The 23,849-nt window shown below is 39.9% G+C and carries 20 protein-coding genes and 2 pseudogenes; 6 read left to right on the top strand and 16 right to left on the bottom strand.

Annotation, left to right across the window (positions count from 1 at the left end; all coding sequences use genetic code 11):
- Positions 1-5: 5 nt before the first annotated feature.
- From G7074_RS27235 to G7074_RS14960, 9 genes and pseudogenes are all read right to left on the bottom strand, one after another.
- Positions 6-263, bottom strand: a complete 258-nt coding sequence (locus G7074_RS27235) for a hypothetical protein (RefSeq protein WP_240916314.1) — start codon at positions 261-263, stop codon at positions 6-8.
- Positions 264-392: 129 nt separating this feature from the next.
- Positions 393-1,571, bottom strand: a complete 1,179-nt coding sequence (locus G7074_RS15000; RefSeq protein WP_166209287.1) for a TlpA disulfide reductase family protein — start codon at positions 1,569-1,571, stop codon at positions 393-395.
- A 288-nt stretch (positions 1,572-1,859) separates the two neighbouring features.
- The gene (locus tag G7074_RS14995) at positions 1,860-4,016 is read right to left on the bottom strand and encodes an alpha-N-acetylglucosaminidase (protein WP_166209285.1); all 2,157 of its coding nucleotides are present in this window, start codon (positions 4,014-4,016) and stop codon (positions 1,860-1,862) included.
- A gap of 172 nt (positions 4,017-4,188) precedes the next feature.
- A pseudogene (locus G7074_RS14985) lies at positions 4,189-5,831 on the bottom strand (RagB/SusD family nutrient uptake outer membrane protein).
- A 23-nt stretch (positions 5,832-5,854) separates the two neighbouring features.
- On the bottom strand, positions 5,855-6,958 hold the full coding sequence (locus G7074_RS14980) for a TonB-dependent receptor (RefSeq protein ID WP_166209279.1): 1,104 nt from the start codon (positions 6,956-6,958) through the stop codon (positions 5,855-5,857).
- Positions 6,847-9,171, bottom strand: coding sequence for a SusC/RagA family TonB-linked outer membrane protein (locus tag G7074_RS14975; protein ID WP_166209277.1), 2,325 nt, complete (start codon positions 9,169-9,171; stop codon positions 6,847-6,849). Before G7074_RS14975 ends, G7074_RS14980 begins: the two co-directional genes overlap by 112 nt.
- A gap of 154 nt (positions 9,172-9,325) precedes the next feature.
- Positions 9,326-9,919 (bottom strand): FecR family protein, encoded by a 594-nt coding sequence (locus G7074_RS14970; protein ID WP_240916558.1) that lies wholly within the window; start codon positions 9,917-9,919, stop codon positions 9,326-9,328.
- Positions 9,913-10,494: a hypothetical protein gene (locus tag G7074_RS14965; protein ID WP_166209273.1), complete on the bottom strand. Its 582-nt coding sequence runs from the start codon at positions 10,492-10,494 to the stop codon at positions 9,913-9,915. Before G7074_RS14965 ends, G7074_RS14970 begins: the two co-directional genes overlap by 7 nt.
- A 101-nt stretch (positions 10,495-10,595) precedes the next feature.
- Positions 10,596-11,174 carry an RNA polymerase sigma-70 factor gene (locus G7074_RS14960; RefSeq protein ID WP_124561902.1) on the bottom strand — a complete coding sequence of 193 codons (579 nt, stop codon included), beginning with the start codon at positions 11,172-11,174 and terminating at the stop codon, positions 10,596-10,598.
- A 301-nt stretch (positions 11,175-11,475) separates the two neighbouring features.
- Between G7074_RS14960 and pepE the strand changes: the two genes are divergently transcribed.
- Complete coding sequence (gene pepE / locus G7074_RS14955) at positions 11,476-12,171, top strand: dipeptidase PepE (protein WP_240916313.1); 696 nt, start codon at positions 11,476-11,478, stop codon at positions 12,169-12,171.
- A 354-nt stretch (positions 12,172-12,525) separates the two neighbouring features.
- On the opposite strand, the gene G7074_RS14950 is transcribed toward pepE, so the two are convergent.
- Positions 12,526-13,074: a GNAT family N-acetyltransferase gene (locus tag G7074_RS14950; RefSeq protein ID WP_166209271.1), complete on the bottom strand. Its 549-nt coding sequence runs from the start codon at positions 13,072-13,074 to the stop codon at positions 12,526-12,528.
- 144 nt (positions 13,075-13,218) lie between these two features.
- Complete coding sequence (locus tag G7074_RS14945; protein ID WP_166209269.1) at positions 13,219-14,490, bottom strand: hypothetical protein; 1,272 nt, start codon at positions 14,488-14,490, stop codon at positions 13,219-13,221.
- A 339-nt stretch (positions 14,491-14,829) separates the two neighbouring features.
- Between G7074_RS14945 and G7074_RS14940 the strand changes: the two genes are divergently transcribed.
- From G7074_RS14940 to G7074_RS14930, 3 genes are all read left to right on the top strand, one after another.
- Positions 14,830-15,024, top strand: coding sequence for a hypothetical protein (locus G7074_RS14940; protein ID WP_166209267.1), 195 nt, complete (start codon positions 14,830-14,832; stop codon positions 15,022-15,024).
- Between the two features lie 439 nt (positions 15,025-15,463).
- Positions 15,464-16,393: an IS1595 family transposase gene (locus tag G7074_RS14935; protein ID WP_166209266.1), complete on the top strand. Its 930-nt coding sequence runs from the start codon at positions 15,464-15,466 to the stop codon at positions 16,391-16,393.
- Complete coding sequence (locus G7074_RS14930; RefSeq protein WP_166209264.1) at positions 16,393-16,530, top strand: hypothetical protein; 138 nt, start codon at positions 16,393-16,395, stop codon at positions 16,528-16,530. The genes G7074_RS14935 and G7074_RS14930 overlap by 1 nt, the downstream gene beginning before the upstream one ends.
- Positions 16,531-16,637: 107 nt before the next feature.
- Here the strand turns inward: G7074_RS14930 and G7074_RS14925 are convergent, their stop codons facing one another.
- Positions 16,638-17,072: a hypothetical protein gene (locus G7074_RS14925; RefSeq protein ID WP_166209261.1), complete on the bottom strand. Its 435-nt coding sequence runs from the start codon at positions 17,070-17,072 to the stop codon at positions 16,638-16,640.
- Here G7074_RS14925 and G7074_RS26645 point away from each other — a divergent pair.
- Together G7074_RS26645 and G7074_RS14915 are read left to right on the top strand one after the other, a co-directional pair.
- Positions 17,041-17,385, top strand: coding sequence for a helix-turn-helix domain-containing protein (locus G7074_RS26645; protein ID WP_205944060.1), 345 nt, complete (start codon positions 17,041-17,043; stop codon positions 17,383-17,385). The genes G7074_RS14925 and G7074_RS26645 overlap by 32 nt on opposite strands.
- Before the next feature lie 165 nt (positions 17,386-17,550).
- Complete coding sequence (locus G7074_RS14915; protein ID WP_166209258.1) at positions 17,551-17,799, top strand: hypothetical protein; 249 nt, start codon at positions 17,551-17,553, stop codon at positions 17,797-17,799.
- 143 nt (positions 17,800-17,942) lie between these two features.
- On the opposite strand, the gene G7074_RS14910 is transcribed toward G7074_RS14915, so the two are convergent.
- From G7074_RS14910 to G7074_RS14895, 4 genes and pseudogenes are all read right to left on the bottom strand, one after another.
- Complete coding sequence (locus G7074_RS14910) at positions 17,943-19,409, bottom strand: WG repeat-containing protein (protein WP_166209255.1); 1,467 nt, start codon at positions 19,407-19,409, stop codon at positions 17,943-17,945.
- Positions 19,410-19,716: 307 nt separating this feature from the next.
- Positions 19,717-21,564, bottom strand: coding sequence for a glycoside hydrolase family 2 protein (locus tag G7074_RS14905; RefSeq protein ID WP_166209252.1), 1,848 nt, complete (start codon positions 21,562-21,564; stop codon positions 19,717-19,719).
- A gap of 63 nt (positions 21,565-21,627) precedes the next feature.
- The gene (locus tag G7074_RS14900) at positions 21,628-22,707 is read right to left on the bottom strand and encodes a cellulase family glycosylhydrolase (RefSeq protein ID WP_166209249.1); all 1,080 of its coding nucleotides are present in this window, start codon (positions 22,705-22,707) and stop codon (positions 21,628-21,630) included.
- Between the two features lie 20 nt (positions 22,708-22,727).
- Positions 22,728-23,752, bottom strand: a pseudogene (locus tag G7074_RS14895) (family 43 glycosylhydrolase).
- Between the last annotated feature and the right edge of the window lie 97 nt (positions 23,753-23,849).

The following is a 23,849-nucleotide window of genomic DNA, read 5'->3' as shown; positions in this document are numbered from 1 at the left end:
ACCGGTTAAATACTTGCCCGGTTGAAAAGAAACCGTACCTCCCCTTTTGCTGCACAATCATCTATGGCTTTCTGAATCGCTTTGGTAGATAAGGTTTTTCCGTCATTTAAAGCTCCATACTGGTTAACCAGGTATTTTTTTTGCTTGAAACTAAATTTTCTGGCGCCTGCCTTGCTTACCCAATCGGGTGTTTTAAATTGCGCAGAAACCGCACTGCTAATTAATACAAAGACCGTGAATGCTAATATGGAGATGCTTTTCATAAATTACTTCAAATATATTTGGTTAACCTTAAACTGCACATTCAAATCGTGCTGTCTATTTTGTGGTTAATATATAGAATATGAATGGCGTAACCATCCTGTCGCATCCTGTAGATTAAAAATAGCGCGTTATTTACTCCCCTTATTAATAAATTTATAAATCTTTTGTTTATCTGCTTCAATGCTCACATTTATCACTTCCAGCTTGCCACCGGGATATACCAGAAATGAATAAGGAATGGTTTGAACAAAGTATTTTTTCCGTATCTGCTCCATCTGATCAATTGCAAGTAAGCTTCTGCCGGGAATTTCTGCTGCTTCAGTCATCTTTTTCCAATTGGCCAGCGTATTTTTATCATCAATAGAGATGTAAACAACATCCAACTGATCGCCCAGATTTTGTTTAAGTTCTTTAACTATCGGCAACTGCTTATGGCAAGGCACGCACCAGGAAGCCGAAAAAACAACAAGCGATGGTTTATTCGGGTCGGTTACAATTGCCTCGGGTGTATCGCTATTCCAGGGTTTAAGCATTGCGTTATCAAAATGGTTAAATGCTAAATTCCGGGCAATTTCTTTGCCGTAGTAACTGGCTTTAATTTTGGGCGAAAAGAGATTGAAAACAGCTGCTACATCGTCGGTTGATTTATAATAATTTAACCTGCCAGCCAAACCGGCCACTAAGCCATAAGAATCGGGGTATTTTTGAGTAAGCGTGATATACTTTTTTAACGATTCTTCATAAGTACCGCTTACCTTGTAAAAATAACTATAACGTATTTTTATGCCCTCCATCGAACTAAGCAATTGCCTATCCTTTACCTGGCCAATAAAAAACTGATTTTCTAATTCTGTTCGCGATCCCTCAGTTCCATTTTTTTTCAAAAACCTCATCCCGGTATAGGTATTGATTTTCAAAAATGAAGCATTAAGCGCTACATCTCCTCTGCTGAAATGGCAACTTCCACATAACACAGTATCAGCACCCGTAATAGTTGATAATGTTATCGTATTGGCTGAAGTATCTGCATCATTTTTATTATTGATATCAAAGTACCTGATTTGCTCATAAAGACTATCGGGATAGGCAAAATCCCAGGCCATTCCATCTTTTGAATAACCAGAAAATGAACGTTTTATATTTCCTTCAACAGTTGTAATCAGGTTTAACCGATCAAACTTTTTCCCGTTAAAGCTGATGCGGATATGATTTGATTTAACTGATTTATTTTGTGCTGATGAATGAAAACTGATTACAAACAGCAAAAGAATGAATAAGAGTTGTTTTACTTTTTCGGATGGCAGCATAGTTGACTTTGGTTAGCGTTGCCCCTAAGTTAGCCCGAAACGGTCTATTTCTATTTATAAATTAAGCACAAACGTTTGATTTGTTTTTACTATCAGAAAGTTAAATTGCAGGGAAAGACCTGGTTCTATTGGTGGCCTTTTTCTTTACTAAGCAACACACCTTCTAAAAAACATAGCATAACACACGCTTTAACAAACACAAACGTTTGTGCAAAGATTGTACTGATTATCATACCACACAATTGAGTAAAATACTCAGGCCAGTTGAAAAACTGGCCTGAGTATTCATTATTTCAAGATCTGCTCAATCAGCTGATCAAGTTGCCCGGCCGTGAGTGGTTTTAGCTCATACAAATCAGGTTTTTGAGTCCAGGCTAACTCCATTGCAAAATAATCGGGCGACTCATGTTGTTCACCATTTATTTTAGCCAGCTGATCTGCAGTAAATGCCTGCCAACGCGAAAGGTATAAAGATTTAAGCAAGCCTGCCCATTCTTTGTGTGCATAATCGCGGAGGTCGGTTTTCGGATTATTATCTGGCCCCCAGTAAGTAATCTGTGTTTTTGCATTTTTTAAAGCATTGGCTTTATCTTCAGGGGTTTTACCAAAATCAATGGACTGCTGTAGCCACCTGTTTAAAGAAAAGTATTTGCTGGCACTTAAAAGCGAATCTTGCTGTAAAATCAGTTCTTCAAACCGGGCACTTTCTTTTTTAAAAACAACAGCATCTTTAGCAGCAATAGCCGATATCATTTTCTGGTAGGTAATATCACCCTTATTGGCCAGCACTTGCCTAACAAAATCAATTTTATCGGTTTGGTAAGTTTCTACCGACTTAAAGTCAGCTCCCGCAGCTACAAATAGCTTAACGGCTTCGGCAAAGCGTTCGGGATCATAATTTCTTTTGCGGGTTCCCCATGATGAAACTGTTTTAATAGCCATTCCCGGTCTTGCGCAAAAAATCGATTCTGAAGGCCCCTCCTGGTATATTTCCGGACTGCTGTAAGCCGTTTCCAATAAAAGTTGCCAGGCCTCATTAAGTTTAGTATTACTTTTTCCATAACGGTAATCCTGATAACCTTTTATCCAATCATTTACTTTTACAAGATCCCGGTGCCAACCAAGTTCCAGCATTAAATCGTAAGCTACCGGATTATTATTTATTCCTTCGGGTATAATACCCACCCCAGCCAAAAACTGACCGTAAGCACTGCTTTTTGCCCTGTTTACTTCATCAGAAAACCGTTGAAGCTTGCCGTAAAGTCCGTTTTTCTCACCAAAATTACTCACATTGCTCCAAACAAAAGGGGTACCATCATAAGCCTTTCGTTTCTCCCAGTTGTTGGTGTTTTCGCCAAATAATTCGATTACCAGTGTTTTCTTTTTATCTAAACCACTCAATAAAGCAGCCGAAGGATTAGATTGCCAGCCCTGCAATACCCAGGTACTGCCAGGAAAATGTTGTTGCATACGCTTTTGTATTGCGGTGGCTGCTGCACCTACATCCACTCCTTTCGAATTTCCACCTTCGTGAAAAGGGTCTCCACCAAAAAATTGTAAGCCCGCACCGTACAATTTTTTCATTTCGGCATAGTATATGTCTGCAATCTTCTCAAAAGCAGGATCGGTAGGCACCAAAAAATCAGGACGGGTAAAACCACCTGCCCATTTGCCCTGATCGGCAACAGTAACCTTCATTTTGTTTTTTAAACTTGTAGGTACCATGCCATAAAAGCCCTGCATAACCGGCTCGATCTTTAAATCTTTCATCCGTTTAATGATCTGCTGTTCTAACTTTACCTGCTGGTTAATCAATGTTTGGCTAACTGGTCCGCCCCAGCCTTCTAAATTCCCCATTAACCACCAGGCATCAAATGCAGGCCCGGGTATAAAGGCCTTCGTTTCTTCATCGCTATAACCAATTTTCTTAAGTGTATTTTGCCATACCGCTTCCATGCCAACCGGCGCCAGAATGAGATTTACCCCATTTAAGGCCATCCAGTCTAGTTCGCGCTCCCAGTCTTTCCACTTGTAAAAACTCATCGAATAACTGATGGTACAATAGTTTAAAGCATAGCGGTATGGATATGGTGAAACCACCTTCACTTTGCCAGCAATTTGCGGTAAGGTTTTTACAGGCTCAAGGTTATCGCCCAAATGCGAGAGACTTCTTTTGCAATAATATTTCAGGTACCAGCCTAAGCCTTCGGCTGCGGCATTGGCATTAGATGCGGCAATTTTAACCTTATTGTTTTCCGTCGAAAGCTCGAAAACGTCTTTTCCATCCTGGGCTGGTATACTACTAAATGTAAGTGATGAAGCCAACCAAGGGGTTCTTCTGGCCGCTATTTCTTTTACCGCCTGATAAACCTGTGCCTTGGCGGGGTTTAACCAAGCGACGATAATGCACAACAGGATATACTTTTTGCCTTTTAAACAGTTCATTTTCTATAGTAGACTAAATTTAGCGAGAGGGGCTTTTACCTCCTACTCTTATTTTTATGATAGGGTTATTAATTGTAAAGGTATACTTTCTTCTTTTTGCTAATATAAAATTAATAAGGCAGGCCCAAATATGGCCTACCTTACAAGAGCGTTGTTATTTAATTAAATTCGGCTACCAGCCTTCGGTTTGTTTAAAATCGGGGTTTTTACCATTCAGTTTATCTATCTCACTTTGTGGAATAGGCAGAAAGTAATGCTTGGTTTTATCGAACACCCGTTTTTGAGCTTCAAAATAAGTAAAAGTGGTATCGGTAGCATTGCTTGATGAAATGGTATAATTTACCCCAAAAACAGGCTTGTTATCTACCACCTCTGCAATTTTCCATCTCCTAACATCCCAGAAACGGAGCCCTTCGAAAGCCAGTTCAACCCGGCGCTCATGCCTGATTACCTCGCGCATTTGTTCTTTGGTTAAGCCGGCAGGAATATCGGCATACCTGCTCTTTTGCGGATAGGATTAATGGCATTGTAAACGTTTACATCTGCTCCTGCAACTTCATTTTGTGCCTCAGCATAGTTTAACATCAGCTCTGCCGTTCTAAAAATAGAGAACGATTTGTTTACCCCACCTGAATTGTTGGCTAAGTTTAAACTTTCTGTAATGTATTTTCGCCACCAATAATTGGTTCCGGGCTCGTTGGCATTGTCTTTATCGTTAGTGTAAATATTGATCGTTCTGTTTTTCCATTTCGCCCCGGGGTATAAAACTGTTGCATAAAACCGTGGATCGCGGTCTTTATAAGGATGCTTAGGATCCCAGCCCGAAGCTGCATCCTGAATAGGCAAACCATTTTTCATTTCAAAGGCATCCACAAAATCCTGTATCGGGCCGCAATTGGTCCAGCCGCTATAACCTAAGGGCTGCATTACCTGATCAATACCTGAACCTCCTCCGGTTCCAATGTTACGTCCCCAAATGCATTCGGTATTGGCATATTTCAAAAAGGCATCGACAAATTTTGGTTCTAAAGTATAACCTTGTGCCAGTGCTGCATCCATCGCTTCTTTAGAAAGTGCAGCAGCTTTCTGCCATCTTGCGGCATCGTTAGCCGGATTGAATAAGGTGCTGGCATAGTAGAGAAACAGCCTGGATTTTATGGCCTGGCATATTGTTTTGGTAGCCCTGCCCCACAAACCCGCATCTTGCTTGGCTGGCAGGTTTTGCATTGCCGCGTTTAAATCACTCTCAATAAACCCCACTACTTCTGCGTATTCGCTCCGTTTTAAGAATACCGCATCTCCATCTGTTGCCGGCGAAAGTGGTTTATTCATAATCGGAATTTTACCCCATCCCCTAAAAAGTACAAAATGATAAAATGCACGCAGCATTAAAGCTTCGCCCTTTAAACGGGTTTTCCGGCCCGGAACATTAGGGTCTTCCGGAATCTGATCAAAATTGGTTAAGAAAAGATTACAGGCCCTCACCTTAGCATATGCATTTGTCCAGTCATCGCCAAGCGGAGAAAAGTTACTTGGATTCCATGCCCCGGTATTAAACAAAATAGCTCCATTTGCCCAACGTTGTTTAGCTTCATCGGTCATGGCTGCAGTTACATAAGAGTTTCCTGCTCCATAATTCCATGATGGAATAGCAGTATATATATTATTCAGAAAGCCTTCGGCATTATTGATATCGCCAAAAACCTCTGCCTCATTGATATAATCACTTGGAACCCGGTCTAAAAAACTTTTCTTACAAGAGCTTATCCCTAAAAGGAACAAAACTACCAGTAAAGCATAATTATATTTTTTCATTGTTAAAGATTTTAAGTCAGTGATTAGAAATTCATCGATACACCCACATTGTATACTTTCATGGTTGGGTACAATGCGGTTCCGTTTGCAGTTTGTTCCGGATCGTAATCCTTGTAAGGCAGTTTATCCCAGGTGGCCAGGTTTAATCCGTTGGCAAATATCCGTAGCGAGCTTATTTTAATTTTTGCGAGTGTTCGGGTAGGAAATGTGTAGCCTAGTTCTAAATTTTTAAGTTTTAGGTAATCGGAACTGTAAATAAAGAAAGTACTTAGCTGCGAATTATTTTGTCCACCCGCTAAGCTGTAATGCACCGTAGGGTAAGTTGCTGTACTGGCTGTTGCTGGTGTCCAAACATCATCAAGCCTTGCCGGCCCAAGATAAGGTACATTGGTTTTACCGCTTAAAGCGCCCTGCATCAAAACACTTAAATCGATTCCTTTCCACGATGCCCCTAGCGAAGCCCCGAAAGTATTGTTTGGAAAATTACTTACCTGAATGGCTACACGATCGTTTTCATTGATTACACGGTCGCCATTCATATCGCGGTAACGGATATCACCCGGAATAACCCTACCTGCAAAGCTCTGTTTCGGCGATGCATCTATTTCGCCCTGATCTTTAAACAAACCTTCGGCAATATAACCTAACTGATAGCCTACAGGAAGCCCGGTTAAAGCTTGGTATGGATAAGCTAAATTGGGCTCATCTCGGGCAAGTATTTTGTTTTTATTGTAAGTCCAGTTGATGTATCCGAAAATATTAACCTTATCTACATTGGTGTTAAAGTTTAAAGAAGCCTCGAAACCCTGGTTTAATACTTTACCCACATTAATGGCCGAAAGGCCTGCAATACCCAAATAAGTTGGGATAGTTTGTGGCGTAGTGAGGATGTTGGTTCTATTTTCCCTAAATACATCTACATCCAGCTTAAGCGCATTATTAAAGAAACCTGTTTCTAAACCGATGTTCGATTTTTGCGCTTTTTCCCAGGTAATATTGGGGTTACCTGTACGGTTTACATTGTAACCTCCTGATGTGGTTGGAGAAGTTCCAAAATCGAAGCCTCCGCCCCTGCTGTAATCGGAAATGAAGAGCCATCTTGATCCACCAATATTATCGTTACCCACGTAACCGAATGACCCCGAAGCTTAAGGTAATTCATGGCTTTGATATTGTACCAGGATTCGGCAGAAATTACCCAGCCTGCAGAAACCGCTGGAAAAAAGCCGTAACGTTTACCTTTGGGGAAATTTTCAGAACCATTATAGCCCATATTAAATTCTGCAAAATATTTTGCATCGTAATTATATGCTGCCCTGCCTACAAAACCTTCATAAGCCCGGGGTAAATCGCCTGTAACAGAAGTATAGTTGCGATTAAATAAAGCCAGGCCAGAAAATGTGTGTTTACCAAACGAGCGATCGTAGTTGAGCTGCAGGTTATAGTAGTAATAACGGGTAGCCGAAGTGCCCGATGATTTTGAAAGTGAGGTTTGTTGGGTAAATGGTGTATAGGTTTCTGCTCCGCTTACGGGATCTTTACGATAGCGGAAAGCCGTAAATTGCTGGTTTTGACCGTAATTGATGGCGCCATAATTTTCGAAAGTATACAAACCTTTGGCATTTAACCCTTTGGTAATAAAATCGAGTCTATGGTTTATTTCAATGGTACCGTTGGTGCTGTTCCAGAAATTATCATAATAACCGCTTTCTTTTATAGCACCCAGTGGGTTCCATACATCAGGTGCGGTAATCCGCCCTGCACCATAAGTACCATTGGGGTTAAAAACAGGTGTGGTATAGTTTTGCATCAGGTTTACCCAGCTAAATACAGTACCATAACCTGGCCCGGGTCCGGTTCGTTGCTCAATTCTCGAAGCCAGGTCAAGCCGTACATTCATCATATCCGTTGCCGTAATATCAATATTAGAGCGAAAATTATAGCGGTCGTATTTTTGAGACACACTATATTTATTATCATTCGCCCCTTTAAAAAGCGTACCCTGATTAAGGTAGCCTAATGAAACAAAATATTTTACGCTACTGTTACCGCCACTCATGTTGGCGTTGTATTGTTGCTGAGGGGTATTGGGTTCGAAAATTACATCGTACCAGTTTACATCAGGATAGGTGTAAGGGTCAGCTTTGCTTCTAAAAAGTTCAATCTCTTTATCTGTCCAGATAGGGTTACTACCATCGTTAACAGAGCCCTGATTATCTAAAGTTGCTTTTTGTAAACTGCTGAAACGTTCGGGCAGGCGTTGCGGTGTCTGCAAACCATACTGTCCATTAAACTGAATATTGGTTTTGCCAATTTTTCCGCGTTTAGTGGTTACCAGAATTACACCGTTGGCACCTTGTATACCGTATAATGAGGTTGCCGCAGCATCTTTTAATATACTAATTGAAGCAACTTCATTCACATCAATATCGCCAAAGTTGGCATCTCCGCGGGGTAAACCATCAATTACAATTAAGGGGCTTCTGCTAGCGCCGTAGGTACCAATACCACGGATGTAAATAGCCGATCCGTCTGAACCCGGAGTACCTGATGACTGAATAGTTGTTAATCCGGGTAAACGGCCAGCTAAGGCATTACTTAAATTTGAAACCGGGCTTTGCTTTAATTCCCTGGTTTGAACGGTAGATATGGCTGCGGTTACGCTTACTTTTTTTTGGGTTTGCCCAAAACCGGTAACTACTACCTCGTTCAGGCTTCCCGACTCGGCAATGAGCTGAATCAACATTTCGGCTTTCAGATTGGCCTTTATTTCCTGTGTCTGGTAACTTACAAACGACACCTGCAAAATGGCTCCATCCTGAACATTTTTCAGCACGAACTCGCCATTGTTGCCACTCACTACCGCAGTAGAGCTCTCTTTTACTTTTATGGTTGCGCCGGGCAAACCCTGGCCAGCTTCATCTACTACCCGGCCCCGCACATCGGCAAACTGACGGTTAAAGGTTGTATACTTTAACTCGCTGCGATCGCGGATTACAATGGTTGAGGCTTCAATGGTATAGGTTAAGGGCAAACCGATAAAACATTTATCTAAAACGGCGGCTAAGGAAGCCTCTTTAACATTAATGGAGATATTGTTTATCCTTTTTATCCTGTTGGCGTTGTAAAAGATATCCAATCCGCTTTGCTGACTGATCTTGTCTAATACCTCTTCTAAAGAAATATTCTTTTCTGCAAGGGTAATCTTGTTTTGCGCGTAGCCATTTGCACACACCTGAAAAACCAGGCCAAAGAGAAGTAAAACAGTAAGTTTCATGGTTAGCAGAACTTTATTTTTCGCACAGGAATTCCAGTACGAATTAAGATCGTAAAATTTCATACATTTGATTAGTTTAAGTTGTTAAATGCTCCGTTTCCGGACCATTGTGTTTGGTTGATAGTATTCTGAAAAATATTTTGGAGCAGACAAACTGAATGCTAACCGGGAGTGTCTTCAGCACTTCCGGCTTTTTACAGCTTGTCCATATCGTAAATTATGGCATAACTGTAACCCTCCTTTCTTTTACTTTAAAGGTTACATCATTTGTGCGTGTTAATATCCTGAGTACATCTTTTAAGGTTTTCGATCTCGAAATTTTACCGCTAAAATTCAAATTTTCTACCGGCTGTGTATAGTCCACTTCAATATCATACCATCGGGCCAATTTGCGCATTACACTTTTAAGCTCTTCATCCTTAAAAATGAAACGGCCGTTTTTCCAGTCTACCTGTGTAGCGGCATCAACCTGTTTTACCAGCCAATTGTTGTTGTTCAACACCGACTGTTCGCCTGGTTTAAGGTATTTCGACTGGCTTTTATCCTGCAGGCTTTTTACCTTTACGCTGCCCTCCAACAAGGTGGTTTTAACATCTTCTTCATCCGGATAGGCATTAATATTGAAATGGGTACCCAAAACTTCTACTTCCTGCTTGCCGGTTACTACAATAAATGGTTTAGTTTTTAAGTGCGCCACTTCAAAGTAACCTTCTCCTGTTAACTCAACCCTTCTCTCGTTGCCGTTAAAATGTAAGGGATACCTTAAAGAAGATGCTGCATTGAGCCAAACAGTGGTACCATCGTCTAATATAATTTTATACTGCCCCCCCTCGGCGTTTCGATGGTATTGAATACATTTTGCAATGGGTTATTGGAAGAAGTAACTGCAAGCTGAACATACTCCAGGGTTCCGTTCTCTTTCTTTTTGATTTGAATGCCGTTTTGTTCGGCTATTGCTCCGCTTGAAACATTATCCAGAATAACTTTTTTACCGTTGGCCAAAGTTAAAACGGCTTTATTTCCACCAGGTTCAATCAACGCTGCATAATCAACAGCTACTGCCTGAGTAGTTTTATTAGCCTTGTAAAGCATAATACCAATGCTGAATATAACCAGGATTAAAGCCGCAGCACTGAGCCACCAGAGGCTTATCCGTCTACCCCTTTTAATGCCTGTTGCTGTATCGATAGATCCGGTTCCAATCTGCTCGATAATCTGTTTAAACAGCGTTTCTTTAAGGTATTTTTCATTTTCTATTTCCTGTTCACCAACTTCTGATATTCCTTTCAACTTCGAATAATATGCTTCAACCAAAAGTATTTCATTTTCGGTAGCCTGCCCATTAACATATTTATCTATCAGGATTAAAAATTGTTCTTTTTCCATGTCTCGAATTAATAAGTACCCAAAAGTGAAGAAGACCCTACAGCAAAATGGATAATTGAGAGACTAAAAAAGATAAAACACTGTAAAACAGCACTATAAAATCAAAACAAATGATAAGCGGCAATTATAAAAAGACACATTTCGAGGTTTAAGCCTTCGCGAATGATTTTAAGCGATTTGGACATTTTTTTCTCGACAGTTTTTTCAGAAATTTCGAGTTTAGCGGCAATTTGCTTATAGGTCATTTCTTCTTCGCGGCTCATTAAAAAAATGGCTTTACAATCGGCAGGGAGGCTATCAATCAACCCTTCTATCAGGCTTTTTTGCTCCTTAAAAAGCATGGGCTGTTCTATAATAATTTCAGTAGTGATTTTAGCCAGTCTTTTATAAAATTCCTGATCAGTTTTTTGTGCCCTTATAGCCTTAAGTACCGTAAAACGTACCGCCTGGTGGAGATAAGCTTTAAGGGTTACAATGTTGAGGTCATGTTTACGCTGCCATAAGCTCACAAACACTTCCTGTATGGCATCCAGCGCACCTTCTTCATCTTGTAAAATAGTAAAGGCGGTGTAGTAGAGCTGTTTCCAGTAGCTATTGTAAATTTGATTGAATGCGAGCTCATCACCACATTTTAATCTGGAAATCAACTCATCTTGATGTGGTGTTGGATAGACTGGCATTTGGTATTCTTAAAACTAAATTAATAAAAATTACAAATAAACATAACCCAAATGTTACACCATTTTTATTAGCCTGGTTTGCAAACCCACAGCTTTAGGCCAGGTAAGGTAAATAATTTCTCTAATTAACAACCACAATTATTAATTAACCTCTGTAGCGCGTTAAAGCATATACACGCTAAAGGGTGATTGAATGCTTTGAATAATTTAATTTTCATCCTATTTTAACCAAAACAGGAATGATTAATTAATTTTGACAAAAAACACGAGAAGTTTATCGTGCTTTTCTACATTTAAGTATATGATGAATATTATCCTTGCCTCAACCTCTACCCTATTTGGTGGTGAATACCTGGCTTATTTAAAAGCAGAGATTATCGATTTATATCAAGGTATCGACGAAATCATTTTTATCCCCTTTGCCCGGCCGGGTGGTATTTCTCACGATGATTACACCCAGAAAGCTATCGATTTTTTCGAAACCATTGGCATTAAAGCTAAAGGATTACACGAATTTGAAGATCAGGCAGAGGCTATTAATGCAGCGAAGGGATTTTTCACCGGAGGTGGCAACACTTTTCTGTTGGTAAAAACCCTGCACGAGGCAGGTCTGATGCAAGCATTAAAATCGAATGTAGAAAGTGGTAAACCTTACCTAGGCTGCAGTGCAGGAAGTAATATTGGTGGCGTAAATATGAAAACTACCAACGATATGCCGATTGTTTATCCAGCCTCATTCGAATGTATGGGATTGGTTCCTTTTAATCTTAATCCGCATTACCTCGACCCAGACCCTACACTGAAACACAATGGCGAAACCAGGGAAACGCGTATAAAAGAGTTTTTAACCCAAAACAACATTAAGGTAGTTGGCCTCAGAGAAGGGAACTGGATTAGAAGAAAAGGCGATAAAATTACGGTTGAAGGCACTCAGCTTACCCGCATTTTTGAACCAGGTAAATTGCCGTACGAACTGCCGGAAGGTAGCTTGTTATAATTTGGTCGTGTCACAGCAGTAATAGCGAATAGGTCTTCGACTCCGCTACCATTGACAGACCCTATAGAAAGAATCGTCATTTCGACTGGAGCAAGCCGATTTTTCACTGGCAGCGGAATGCCTGCCCTTACAGGCGGGGAGAAATCTAAGAGGCAGATTTAGCTTCGCTTAGCACTGCGTGGTTCTCGACTACGTTGCACTACGTTCGAAATGACAACCCGGAGAGGCTGTTACTAATATTGATTTTTATCCAATAAATTAACGCTCAGACTGACAAACAATTGATTTATCAACCTAGGTGAGTAATTCTATCGGTTTATGTCCTCACCAACCGAAGTGGTAACAACAATCAAATCAGGATTCAGGAGCAGAAAATGTATAGGTAAGCATTCCAGGTACGCCTTGATGTGTATTTTTATGATCTTCCTGAACCAGATCAAAGCCAAGCCTTTCCAGCAGTTTTACAGATGGGGGATTGTCGCTGGATGGAAAGGCTACAATGGTTTGCACCCCCATTACTTCAAATGCATAGTTAAGTATACGCGGGATTACCTCCAACATAATACCTTTTCCCTGAAACGCCCGAAGCAGTTCGTAACCCATTTCAATAGTCCTGGTTTCAGGATTGAAATCCCAAAGGCAAACCGCCCCAATCATTGGACCGGTTTCCTGCTCGGCAATAACCCAGTATATCGATTCGTTGTTATTAACGAGGTTGTCGATCTTGTTGATATAGGCAGTGGCATCATTTAAACTCTGATAGGGTGCTTTTCCGGTTAAGACAGCTACTTCCACATCCGAACGGAGTTCGTAAATTTCGGCCGCATCTGTTAGTAAGAGCCTGCGAAGTGTAAATCTATCCGTTTCTACTATCGGGAAGGTGGAAAAATCGAATGGTTTCATCTAATTAATTTATGGAAGTCTTGCGACATTCCAGATTATGATTGAGCATGAAGATAGGGATTTTTTCACTATTCGCGTTCACACCAAAGCACCTAACAGAGCGGTTTTAAAAACACTGGACATTATCACAATAATCCGAAAAACTTAATCCCAAAGTACCTGCTGGTATTTAAGGTTTTGACGGAATGCAGTTTTATCTGCCGATGATATTTGGGTTTTAAAACTAGACTCGAATAAAAATACAGCCTCTTCAAAATTTCTTATCCCTACATTGTAAACTTGTAAAAGGTACTGTGCCGGATTGCTCTTTAAACCCGCAAAAACACCTTCACCTTGAGTGTTACATAGAATGGCTTCAATCAGTTCCTGATGCGCCTGGGCGTTGTATTTATATTGCTGTAGCATGTAAGCTGATGATTTGGTACCCCACCTTTTTGCACGGCTCTGCAAATATTCCCACTCCCGCTGAACTTCCTCTTTCTCATACTCTACATAATGTTCTTTTTTACCGTAACTGGCATATAAATTATCAAAATAGTTTTTGCCATTAAAAGGATTTAAAAAATTTACATTGCCTTTTACCCTGTAAGCGATGAGCCCGAAAGCATCACTGCTGCCGGTATCGTTATTAATATCCAATAATGTAGTAATGCTTCCACCAGTAATTCCCCGCCAGTCTCCTGTGGTAAAACTATAGCAGTATTTATTCCAATAGGCTTGCATTTCCAGCGATTTCGCCTTCATTTCATCCGATCCCATGTTTGAAATGTCTATTGCACCAAGTTTAAAAAATTTGCACCAATAAGAAGGCCATTCCTGTGGGCCACATTTATAACCAGTTGTAGAATCGAATATGATTCCCTGTGCCTCATTTTTAGATGGGGGCAATACTTTCTGGCTAAACAGTGTCTGTGGCAATGTTTTTATCGGGGCTACTGCCTGCAAATTTTGTGCAGAATCTGCTAATTTTAATTTATAGCAAAGGGTTTCAAATACCAACAGATCAGTATTTTTGATATGCAGCTGAATACTCCTTACGCTACGCTCGGTAGTACCATCAGTGTACTTGTTTTTAAAATAGTTTCCGTAGGTAAGCTTGCGGCTTTGCACAATGGGCTCAGCAAAAAACAGATATACCGCCGAAGTACTGATTTTCTCATGTGTAATGCTCTGCAGATTTTTCCAGGGAATATTTCGGTAAGTACTGCTCACCCGGGCAAACTTTTCGGTACGCGTAAAAGTTACCGATTGAAACGTATCAAAACTATGGGTTAGGGTATTGCAGTTTGCATCGATAGTATTATTGTAATACTGAAGTTCGTCTGAATAACTGGAATTGTTAATTAGCTTGCTTAACTGTGCGGCAATTTGCGTGCGCGATTGGGAATATGAGGCTATACTGCTGCATAGTAACATTACCAGAGGTAATAAATTAAGGCAACAATATAGCAAATTACCCTTTACTTAAATAACAAAGGGAGCCAGTAGCTCCCTCTTTAATACGATCTTTAGCTTTTCGATTTGTTAATTAACGGAAGGCTAAGATTTAGCAGGCTTCCTCAACGTTTGGTAAACGGCGCAGAACACCGTTACCGCAGAAGCTATAATTTTCGCTATAGCAGCTGCATCTTCGAGCGAGATATACATATTAATCGCTAATGTAAGTAAAGGTTTTGGAAAGCACAAAAAGACAGGTTTAGACCTGTCTTTTTTGTTTTGTAATTAAGTGGGAACTTTACATTAAAAAAGAATATAATGTACGAAACAAATGATGCAAAAGCAAAAGCACTAAAAGAAAAAGAGCGGCTAGAGATGCAAATAAATCAATTGATAAGTGATTTTGAACAAAAATGGCCAGATACAAAGCTCATACCTATTTCTGGGATTGCAAATAACCTTCCTTATAATCAACAAAAAGGTGGTAGAATTCAGTTGTTTTTGAATACTTAAAAGCTGACCTTCATTATATGAAAAAAGAGCTGCTATAACAGCTCTTTTTTCATCAATTGTTTAAACTTTTCAAGTTGGTTTAAATTACTCGATTGATTGAGAGAGCTCGCAACTCTCTCCTTAACACTTTGTTAAGCAATCATTTCTTACGTCCTTGTTCGGTAGTGTAAATAAAATAGATTACTGATATAGAAGTTAACAGATTAGTGATAACTTCTACGGTTTGTGAAATAAGGTCTATCATTTAGACTTCAAAAATTATTCGATCTAGACTTGGGGAAGTCCGAATACAAAAATAACAAATCGCAAGGACACTAAGAAACCGTGATTCCAGTTAGGCACAGCACTTTCTTGCAAGTTTTTTAACAAAAATGGTGGACCCCATATCTATTAGTTGGACCTTTGTCTTTGTAATAGATCGAGAAAATACCAAAAGAAAATGACTCAACACTACACCAATTTATTTGAATTAGTAGAGTTTTTAAAAGACGAAGAAACAGCTATAAAGCACCTTGAAGAATTAAGATGGAAAGGTAACAGAGCATGTCCTCACTGTGGCAACATCAAAACCTATGCATTAAAAAGCGGTAAATATAAATGTGCTGATAAAGATTGCGACGAACAATTCACTGCTAAAGTTGGAACAATCTTCGAAGGTTCAAAAGTTCCACTTAAAAAATGGTTCATAGCTATTTATCTGCTAACCTCGCACAAGAAAGGGGTATCTTCACACCAGTTAGCAAGAGATTTAAAAGTGACGCAGAAAACAGCATGGTTCATGCTACAAAGATTACGTACAGCTTTGGGTAATGGAAGTTTTGAAATGCTTGGTGGTGGAGATAAAGTAGTTGAAATAGATGAAAGCTATGTAGGAGGAAAGAATTCGAATCGTCATGTAAAGAAAAGAATTCCTAACTCACAAGGCAGAAGTACAAAGGATAAAGCGGCAGTGTTAGGCATCATGGAACGCGGAGGTAAGGTTAAAGTTGTAATGGTTAACAATGCAAACGGTGCAACGATTGATCCGATTATTGCTGATACTGTTATTCCTAACTCAAATGTAATGACTGATGAATGGCGAGTATATAGAAAGCTTAAGCTTAACTATTTTCACAACTATGTTAAGCACGGAAATGGGCAATATGTATCTGGAAATGTTCATACAAATTCAATTGAAGGTTTCTGGAGTCAATTAAAACGTTCTATCTTTGGAATATATCACTCAACATCAAAGCTTCACTTGCAAAAGTATTTAGATGAATGTTCTTTCCGGTTTAACACTCGGACAAGCGGTGAGGGTGATAGAGTAGCGATGGTAGTAAATCTTGCTAACTGCAGATTGAAATATCACGAACTAATAAAACGATAATGAAAAAAGCGAAAGCAAAACAAGTAAAGCCTAAGGCAGCAAAGGATGAAGAAATCACAAACCCATTCTATGGTATTTCAATGGAACAAGCTATAGATAAGATTGTTGAAACTGGTAAGCCTAAAAAAGAAAAATAAAAGTTGAGCAACTAAATTGATAACGCGATCTTTAGATTACTTAATTCAAATAAGTTGCTGTAGTGAGCAAAAAGAAGAGAGGGTTGTAATGTGCCCTCTCTTTCTGTTTACTTATTCTTGTAACCGATAGCGATGAAAATATCCTCAGTTTGAGGTCTGGGAATAATTGTGATAGAATATTTATCTGAATAATAAGCCCACATTCTAGTGCCTCTATCTTTACGTTTAAAACCTAAATCACCTATCTCGTTCGTAGCAACATTGATATAGGAAAATAATTCGTTCCACCCAATTGAATTAACTTTAGACGCCTTATAGCATACCGATAAAGTATGCTCACCAACATTAGTATATTTAGTGTACGAATAACACCCGTCGTAGGCATTAGAAAAAGTATATCCTCGTTCTTTTAAATACGAGGTCATCTTGGTTTTAGTCAAACCGATTTTTGCAAGGGCTTCATTTACTTCGAGAAGACGTGTTTGAGAAAATAACAATAAAGAACATAGGATGAGAAAAGTTGTAATAAAGAGTTTTTTCATATTATTAAGTTTTTCGATAAAACTAAATAATAATTCCAAAATTAGGCATTCATGCCTAAAAAATAATTACACTTCAGTAGCACATTTGACAATGTTTTTGCAGTCAGATGAATCGGTACAATTAAAAGCTTTTGGAGAAAACCTAAGGAAACTAAGGAAAGAGAAAAAGCTTACAATGGAAGCACTTGCCAATTTGGCTGAAATAGAATTATCTCAGATTTATAGGATTGAAACAGGTAAGATAAATCCAAAACTCACAACCATCTTATTGATTGCAAAAGCTTTGAATATTAGTCCTAAGGATTTGTTTTAGTTTATTGTAGTTAGAGATAAAGCATAGATCTTTATAAAAAAAAGGGCTGCGAGAGCCCTTTATCGATTAATTTGAAGTTTTACACTTCGTTGAATGTTTTGCTATCCAAGCTAAAACAATTGGAGTAGCGATGATTGAAAGTTTCTCTAGGACAAAAAGTACTTCATGAAAATAATTCACGTTGATTTAAAATTAGTCGATTTTAAGAGTGCCTTTCCAGAGGCCCTCTTATTTAAACAAAAGGGAGCTTATTTGCTTCCGATTTGCAATTCAAGTTTAAAAGAAAGCTTGAATTTGATTTTTCTAGTAATCCGCTTAATGAATTTTGTTAAGATATTTGCAATGAAGTTGATCATTGGGTTTTTGCGTACTGCTTCGATTAAGCCTCTGCTAAAGGCTGAAGTTCAAATATAAGCAAAAGGCGGATTACTAAAAAATCATTAAATAAACCGAATAAACACAGATTATATAGCTAAGGGTAATTTGCTATATTGTCGCCTAAATTAATCGAATATTTAAGGCATCTATTCATGGTTTTTGGCTTAAATGTAATTGGCTTAGTTTTCTACTTGTTTCCCGTTTTTATCAATTTTAATTTTTTTATCACCGAGTGTTACAATGGCTCTTCCCTCGTCAAAATCTTCTACTTCAGCGTATAGGTTTTGAACCACTAACTTTCCTTCTTCATCCAAAAAGCCCCACTTTCCGTCTATTTTAACCTTTACCCTTCCTTCTGTAAAAATACCGAGATCACTATAAACTGGTTCAATAACCACTTTACCTTTATCGTTTATCATCCCCCACTTTTCACCAACCCTTATTTTCGCATGATACAAAATCATTCCTGTAACAAAGGTATATTGGATAGGAATGACTACTCTTTCGTTTTTATCGATAAAACCCCATAAATTATTTAATTTAACCCTGGCCATTCCGTAATAAAAATCGCCTACGAATTGATATTTGGGCGCTATTGCTTCCTTTCCTTCTCTATCCAAAAAACCATATTTACCATTGGTTACCATTAAGGAGAGCCCCTCGCTATCATAACCTATTTTTTCGTATTTGTTTGGAGAAACCTGGTTGCCAAGTGTATCCAGGATCATCTCTTTCCCATCCTGGGCAGCCTGATATCTTGCCCGGCCGAAAGAAGAAAGTTCGTCATACGCTGCAGGAATTAATATTCTTCCGTTGAGATCAATAAGCCCCTTTTTTTTATTGGCAGTAAAGGTGGCTTGTCCATTAGCATTAAACCTTCCAATCCCATCGTACACCGGTGGAATAATTTCTTTCCCCGATGCGTTCAATCTTCCTGTTTTCCCGTTTAATTTAACATTTACAGCTTTCTCTCCGATGAACCCCAGTTTATCGTATGGTAAGGCTTTAATGATATTACCCTTAGTATCAATCATATAAATTTTACTTTCCTTCTCTACAAAGGCATTAGCGCCAAGGAAAAATGTAGCATCATCGTAAACAGCCGGAATAACGATCTTGCCAAATTTATCCATATAACCCATTTTTTTATCCTGGGTTATCAGCGCAAGTCCATTTGCAAATCCAGAAATCCGATCGTATGGGGTTATAAACAGTTCTTTTCCGTTTTTATCCATTAGCCCAAACTTCTTATTCAGCTCAAAAACCCTTACCCCATCAGAAATTCCCCCTATCCGATCGTATTTTAATGGAACAATTTCGTTTCCCTTTGTGTCGATAATTCCATATTTAAGGCGGTAATTATATACTACTGCCAGGCCATTTTGAAAACTATACCCTCCATAGTATTTAAGCTTAATCACTTCCTGGCCTTTATTGTTAATATATCCGTTAGTATTATTCAGCTCAACCAAAGCCAGGCCTTCGCTAAAGTCGGAGGAGTAATCGTATTTAGGTGCAACCACCACGCGGCCGGTGATATCTTTAAAGCCGATTAATCCTTTCTCGTTAAAAGGTGTAAGCTGCTGCGCCTGGGCAAAAAAAGAAGTAGCAATCAAAAAAAGGAAAGCAGTAATTAGGTTTTTCATAAAAAGAGCGGGATTTATCGCGGAATTCATTCAGTTATTTTTTACAAACAAGTTGGCCTGGTTAACGAACATTTCTTAACCACGGCGGTAAAGCTTACCGATGCGAGTATAAGTACGATTGCCCTTTAACAAGCCAGCTTACATTTTTTTAAATCAACCAAAAATACTGCTGTCTTTTTAAATCTCATATCCCCATTTAAGGGTATTTGTAAAGCTTGCTGCTATATTAAAAAACCTTAAAACAAAATAAGCCCGATATAAAAATACCGGGCTCATTAAACTGGTTAACTATGCTAAAACAGGCAGGTTATTTTACCGGCACCTTAATCTGATACAACTTATCGTGCAGCGCTTTTATTTCTGCTTCCGGAAACTTCACCACTTTACGGTCGTAGGTCATAAGACCATTGGTTTCTACCTCCACATCAGTTGTTTGGGTATAAACCCCTGCCGATAAACCCACTTTGATAAGTTCGCCAAGGCGGTTTACAAATTCTGAATACTTTTTAAACAGATCGGTTTTGTTTTTAAAGCTCTGGTAACCCCAATTATTTTTTTGTTGCCAAACATGGCCATCAATTGGTAAGCCCAAACCACCAAATTCGCCCAATACCAGTACATAGTCTTTTCCAAAATAATCGGGACTAGGCATAGCTGGATGTGGATAATTGTGCAGATCAATGATATCGCCAACCGGGAAAAAGTTACCACCGCTGGCCGTATTTACCAGGCGCGAAGGATCTTTCTCTTTTGTCCATTTGGCAATTTCTACCGTTTTAAATTGTCCCCAGGCTTCGTTAAATGGTGTCCACACTACAATTGAAGGTACATTATGCAGTTTTTCCATAATTGCATTCCATTCTTTTTTGTAGTAACCTTCTGATTCGGGACTTCTTTTCTGGTCGGTTTGATGATCTAACACCCCCGGGCGGTTTTCCCACCTGTTGCCTAAATCGCCACTTGGCATATCCTGCCAAACCAGCATACCGGCTTTATCGCAGTAATAATACCAACGTGCAGGCTCTACCTTAATGTGCTTTCTAATCATGTTAAAGCCCATTTCCTTAGTCTTATCTACATCAAATTTCAAAGCTTTATCGGTTGGAGCAGTGTACAATCCATCCGGCCACCAGCCCTGATCTAATGGACCGTACTGAAACAAGAAAGCATTGTTTAACAACATACGTTCAATCCCACTCGCATCTTTACCCATCGAAATTTTACGCATGGCGAAGTAACTTTTCACCTCATCTACCTTTTTGTTTTTTGAAAGCAGTTCGATTTTCAAATCATATAAAAACGGACTATCGGGGCTCCATAATTTGGGGTTTTCGATCTTTAAGCTTACTGTTCCTTTGGCATCGGTAATTTGTTCGGCTACTTTATTGTTGCCATCCCAGGCCGAAATTTTAACCTGATCGCCGGCATTTGCATTTTCTACAAATAAACTTACTTCAACAGCCTTTTGATCGATATTAGGTGTAATTTTAATGTGATCGATATGCGCCTTGTTTACCGCCTCTACCCATACCGTTTGCCAGATTCCGGTAACCGGGGTGTACCAGATACCTTCTGGCCGTTTAACCTGTTTACCTCTTGGCTGTGGGCCTTCGTCAGTGGGGTCCCATACCTCAACAGTTAGCGTTTGGTTGCCACTTTTATTTAAGAAAGGGGTAATATTAAAGCTAAAAGGATCAAAACCACCTTCGTGTTTACCTACTTCTTTACCATTAACACTTACAGTTGCGCGCCAGTCTACCGCACCGAAATGCAGTAAAATATCTTTCCCTTTCATCTTCGATGGAATGGTAAAAGAAGTTTTATACCAAAGCAAGCTATCTTTACCAACAGTTTTACCAACGCCCGAAAGCGAAGCTTCTACAGCAAAGGGAACCAGAATTTTACCCTGGTTAATGGCAGGGCGTTGCGATTTTTCGGCAATGGCATAATCCCATAAGCCGTTTAGGTTTTTCCAGTTTCCGCTACGCTCAAACTGCGGACGCGGATACTCCGGAAGCACGGCAGCAGGATTAACCTCATCGGCCCAGGGCGACGATATTTTTCCCTTAACAGCAGACCATGGTTTACTGGCCTGCTGCGCAGAAAGTGAGAGCGAAAGCCCCAACAGTGTAAATAAAATAGACGTTTTTTTCATTTTTGGTTTCAATTGGTGTTTATTACAGATAACAATTTGGATTCTCAGCCCTGTATGATCTGTTTATTTGTTGTTTAATTTTTTAATCAGGTTTACTTCATCCAGGCGGTAAGGTGTGCCATCTGGCTGAAAAATTTCGTGAAACCACTCAACCGGATCTGAACCATCGGCCAGTGGGGTATCCCAGGCATATTTGGTATTGGTTTTACCGGCCGCAAAACCCCAGTTAATAGCGCCAACGTTTTCTGCTTTAAGCATAGGCAGAATGTTCGAAAAACGGCTGTTACGCGGGCGAGCCATGTATTCGGTACAGATTAAGGGCCTGCCGCTTGCTTTTAACAAATCGATGGTTCTCTGGTGCCAGTCTGGTGCTTCGTAGTTATGGTAAGTAACGATATCTGAATTGGCCAGCTGTATTTCGTTTAGTTTTTCGAAACCCCAGCTCCATAGCCCGATGCTGATCGGCTGATCGGGATTTACCTCGCGCGCCCAGCCAATCGTTTTGGTTAACAACGGAATGGTTGCTTCGAGTTTACCACTATTTCCGGGTTCGTTATACAAATCCCATAGCAAAATGCGTTTGTCGTGAGCGAAATGCGTTAGTACATCTTTCACATACTTTTCGAGCAGAGGAAAATTGGCTTCTTCTTTAAAAGCCGGATCTCCTGGATCTTGCAGCCAGCCTGAATTGTGAATACCTGTTTTTGGCTCGGGTTGTTTACCAATAGCGGAAGTTTTGTTCCAGCAATCGTCGAAAAACACAAACATAGGTTGAATGCCATGCTTTTGCGTAATGGTTAAAAACTGATCCATCCGCTTTTTAAAACCCTCAGAATCCTGGCTCCAGGCCTTGCTGTATAAAAATACGCGCAGGGTGTTAAAGCCTATGCTTTCGGCCCAGCCCAGCTCTTTATCAATTACCGCTGGCGAAAAGGTATCGGCCTGCCACATTTCGAGCTGGTTAATGGCATTGGCCGGTATATAATTTGCGCCGGTAAGCCATTTGTGCTCTTTGTACCAGGCATTGGCTTTCTCAACCGACCACACTTTTGCGGGTTCGGCCGCTTTTTTGTTTTTCTGCGCATAGCCTGTGCTTAAACAAAGCGCAAAGGCAAAAGGAAGAAGATAGTTTTTTAAGTTCATTGGTATTATATCTGATTATTTTACTTTTTAACTGAGGGTGCCGCCAGCTGCACACCTGTTTTTAAAGGTGTGCCGAAATTCGGTGTACCATCTGCATTCCAGCTAAACTGTTGTGCCCTTGGCGAACGGAAACCTCCACAGCCTTGCCCCGGTTTATCATTAGCATGGTACAGGATCCAATCTTGTTTACCATCGGGCGATTTGAAAAAAGAGTTGTGCCCGGGGCATATACACCATTTTCTACCGATCGCTCAAATACTGCCTTTTCTGTTTTTTTCCAGGAAGCCGGATCGAGCAAATTGCTTTTGGCCGATGCGGTAAGCATGCCTAAGGCGTAAAAATCCGTCCAGCAGCCACTGGCCGAGTAAATGATAAATAGTTTATCGCCGTGTGGCAAAAATTGTGGTCCCTCGTTCACATCTACATGTTCGCCTCCGCCTAAATCACCATTTTTTTCCCAGCTAAATTTTGGTGACGATATTTTAACCCTTGGTCCATCTACTGTCCAGGGATTTTTTAGTTTGGCAATAAAGATTTCCTGTTTGCCGTTGGTATCGCCTTCCCAACCCGACCAAATCATATACAGCTGGCCCTTAAAGTCGATTACATCGCCATCTATTGCCCATTTATCAGTAGCATCGGCTATTTTCCCTTTAAAAACCCATTCGCCCTGCATGGGATCGGCCGAAGCATTTTCGAGCACGTACATGCGGTGATTATCGTTTTTGCCATCATCGGCAGCAAAATAGGCGTACCATTTCCCTCTTAAAAACATCACTTCGGGTGCCCATATTTCTTTGCTGTACGGGGTTCCGGCAGGTGCTTTCCAAATGTTTTTCCGTTCAGCATCTTTTAAACCTTCAATGCTTTTGCTTTTCCATAAATCGATACGGTTGCCCGAGGTATGGGTATAGTAATAATAGCCGTCCTTATAAAAATTATATGGGTCGGCCCCGGAAGGCAATAATGGATTGGAAAAATTTTGTGCCTGAGTGGCTGATGCCAGTAACAGACCTGCAAAAACTAAGTAATATTTTTTAATCATACCCTATATTTGGTTAGGCATTTTCCGGTTAAATTCCCAGACGCTAAAAAAGCGATTTTCTTTTTTCCGGATGCCCTTATTGTTTCAATTTTTCTAC

This window comes from Pedobacter sp. HDW13, assembly GCF_011303555.1.
GTDB lineage: Bacteria > Bacteroidota > Bacteroidia > Sphingobacteriales > Sphingobacteriaceae > Pedobacter.
The sequence above is the reverse complement of the archived record's forward strand: the minus strand, read 5'-3'. Positions and strand labels throughout refer to the sequence as shown.

What these genes read in the sequence shown, in the direction of transcription:
- G7074_RS27235 (WP_240916314.1), bottom strand. Translation starts at nt 263, where the DNA reads ATGAAAAGCATCTCCATATTAGCATTCACGGTCTTTGTATTAATTAGC.
- G7074_RS15000 (WP_166209287.1), bottom strand. Translation starts at nt 1,571, where the DNA reads ATGCTGCCATCCGAAAAAGTAAAACAACTCTTATTCATTCTTTTGCTG.
- G7074_RS14995 (WP_166209285.1), bottom strand. Translation starts at nt 4,016, where the DNA reads ATGAACTGTTTAAAAGGCAAAAAGTATATCCTGTTGTGCATTATCGTC.
- G7074_RS14975 (WP_166209277.1), bottom strand. Translation starts at nt 9,171, where the DNA reads ATGAAATTTTACGATCTTAATTCGTACTGGAATTCCTGTGCGAAAAAT.
- G7074_RS14965 (WP_166209273.1), bottom strand. Translation starts at nt 10,494, where the DNA reads ATGGAAAAAGAACAATTTTTAATCCTGATAGATAAATATGTTAATGGG.
- G7074_RS14960 (WP_124561902.1), bottom strand. Translation starts at nt 11,174, where the DNA reads ATGCCAGTCTATCCAACACCACATCAAGATGAGTTGATTTCCAGATTA.
- pepE (WP_240916313.1), top strand. Translation starts at nt 11,476, where the DNA reads ATGATGAATATTATCCTTGCCTCAACCTCTACCCTATTTGGTGGTGAA.
- G7074_RS14950 (WP_166209271.1), bottom strand. Translation starts at nt 13,074, where the DNA reads ATGAAACCATTCGATTTTTCCACCTTCCCGATAGTAGAAACGGATAGA.
- G7074_RS14945 (WP_166209269.1), bottom strand. Translation starts at nt 14,490, where the DNA reads ATGTTACTATGCAGCAGTATAGCCTCATATTCCCAATCGCGCACGCAA.
- G7074_RS14940 (WP_166209267.1), top strand. Translation starts at nt 14,830, where the DNA reads ATGTACGAAACAAATGATGCAAAAGCAAAAGCACTAAAAGAAAAAGAG.
- G7074_RS14935 (WP_166209266.1), top strand. Translation starts at nt 15,464, where the DNA reads ATGACTCAACACTACACCAATTTATTTGAATTAGTAGAGTTTTTAAAA.
- G7074_RS14930 (WP_166209264.1), top strand. Translation starts at nt 16,393, where the DNA reads ATGAAAAAAGCGAAAGCAAAACAAGTAAAGCCTAAGGCAGCAAAGGAT.
- G7074_RS26645 (WP_205944060.1), top strand. Translation starts at nt 17,041, where the DNA reads ATGAGAAAAGTTGTAATAAAGAGTTTTTTCATATTATTAAGTTTTTCG.
- G7074_RS14925 (WP_166209261.1), bottom strand. Translation starts at nt 17,072, where the DNA reads ATGAAAAAACTCTTTATTACAACTTTTCTCATCCTATGTTCTTTATTG.
- G7074_RS14915 (WP_166209258.1), top strand. Translation starts at nt 17,551, where the DNA reads ATGAAAATAATTCACGTTGATTTAAAATTAGTCGATTTTAAGAGTGCC.
- G7074_RS14910 (WP_166209255.1), bottom strand. Translation starts at nt 19,409, where the DNA reads ATGAAAAACCTAATTACTGCTTTCCTTTTTTTGATTGCTACTTCTTTT.
- G7074_RS14905 (WP_166209252.1), bottom strand. Translation starts at nt 21,564, where the DNA reads ATGAAAAAAACGTCTATTTTATTTACACTGTTGGGGCTTTCGCTCTCA.
- G7074_RS14900 (WP_166209249.1), bottom strand. Translation starts at nt 22,707, where the DNA reads ATGAACTTAAAAAACTATCTTCTTCCTTTTGCCTTTGCGCTTTGTTTA.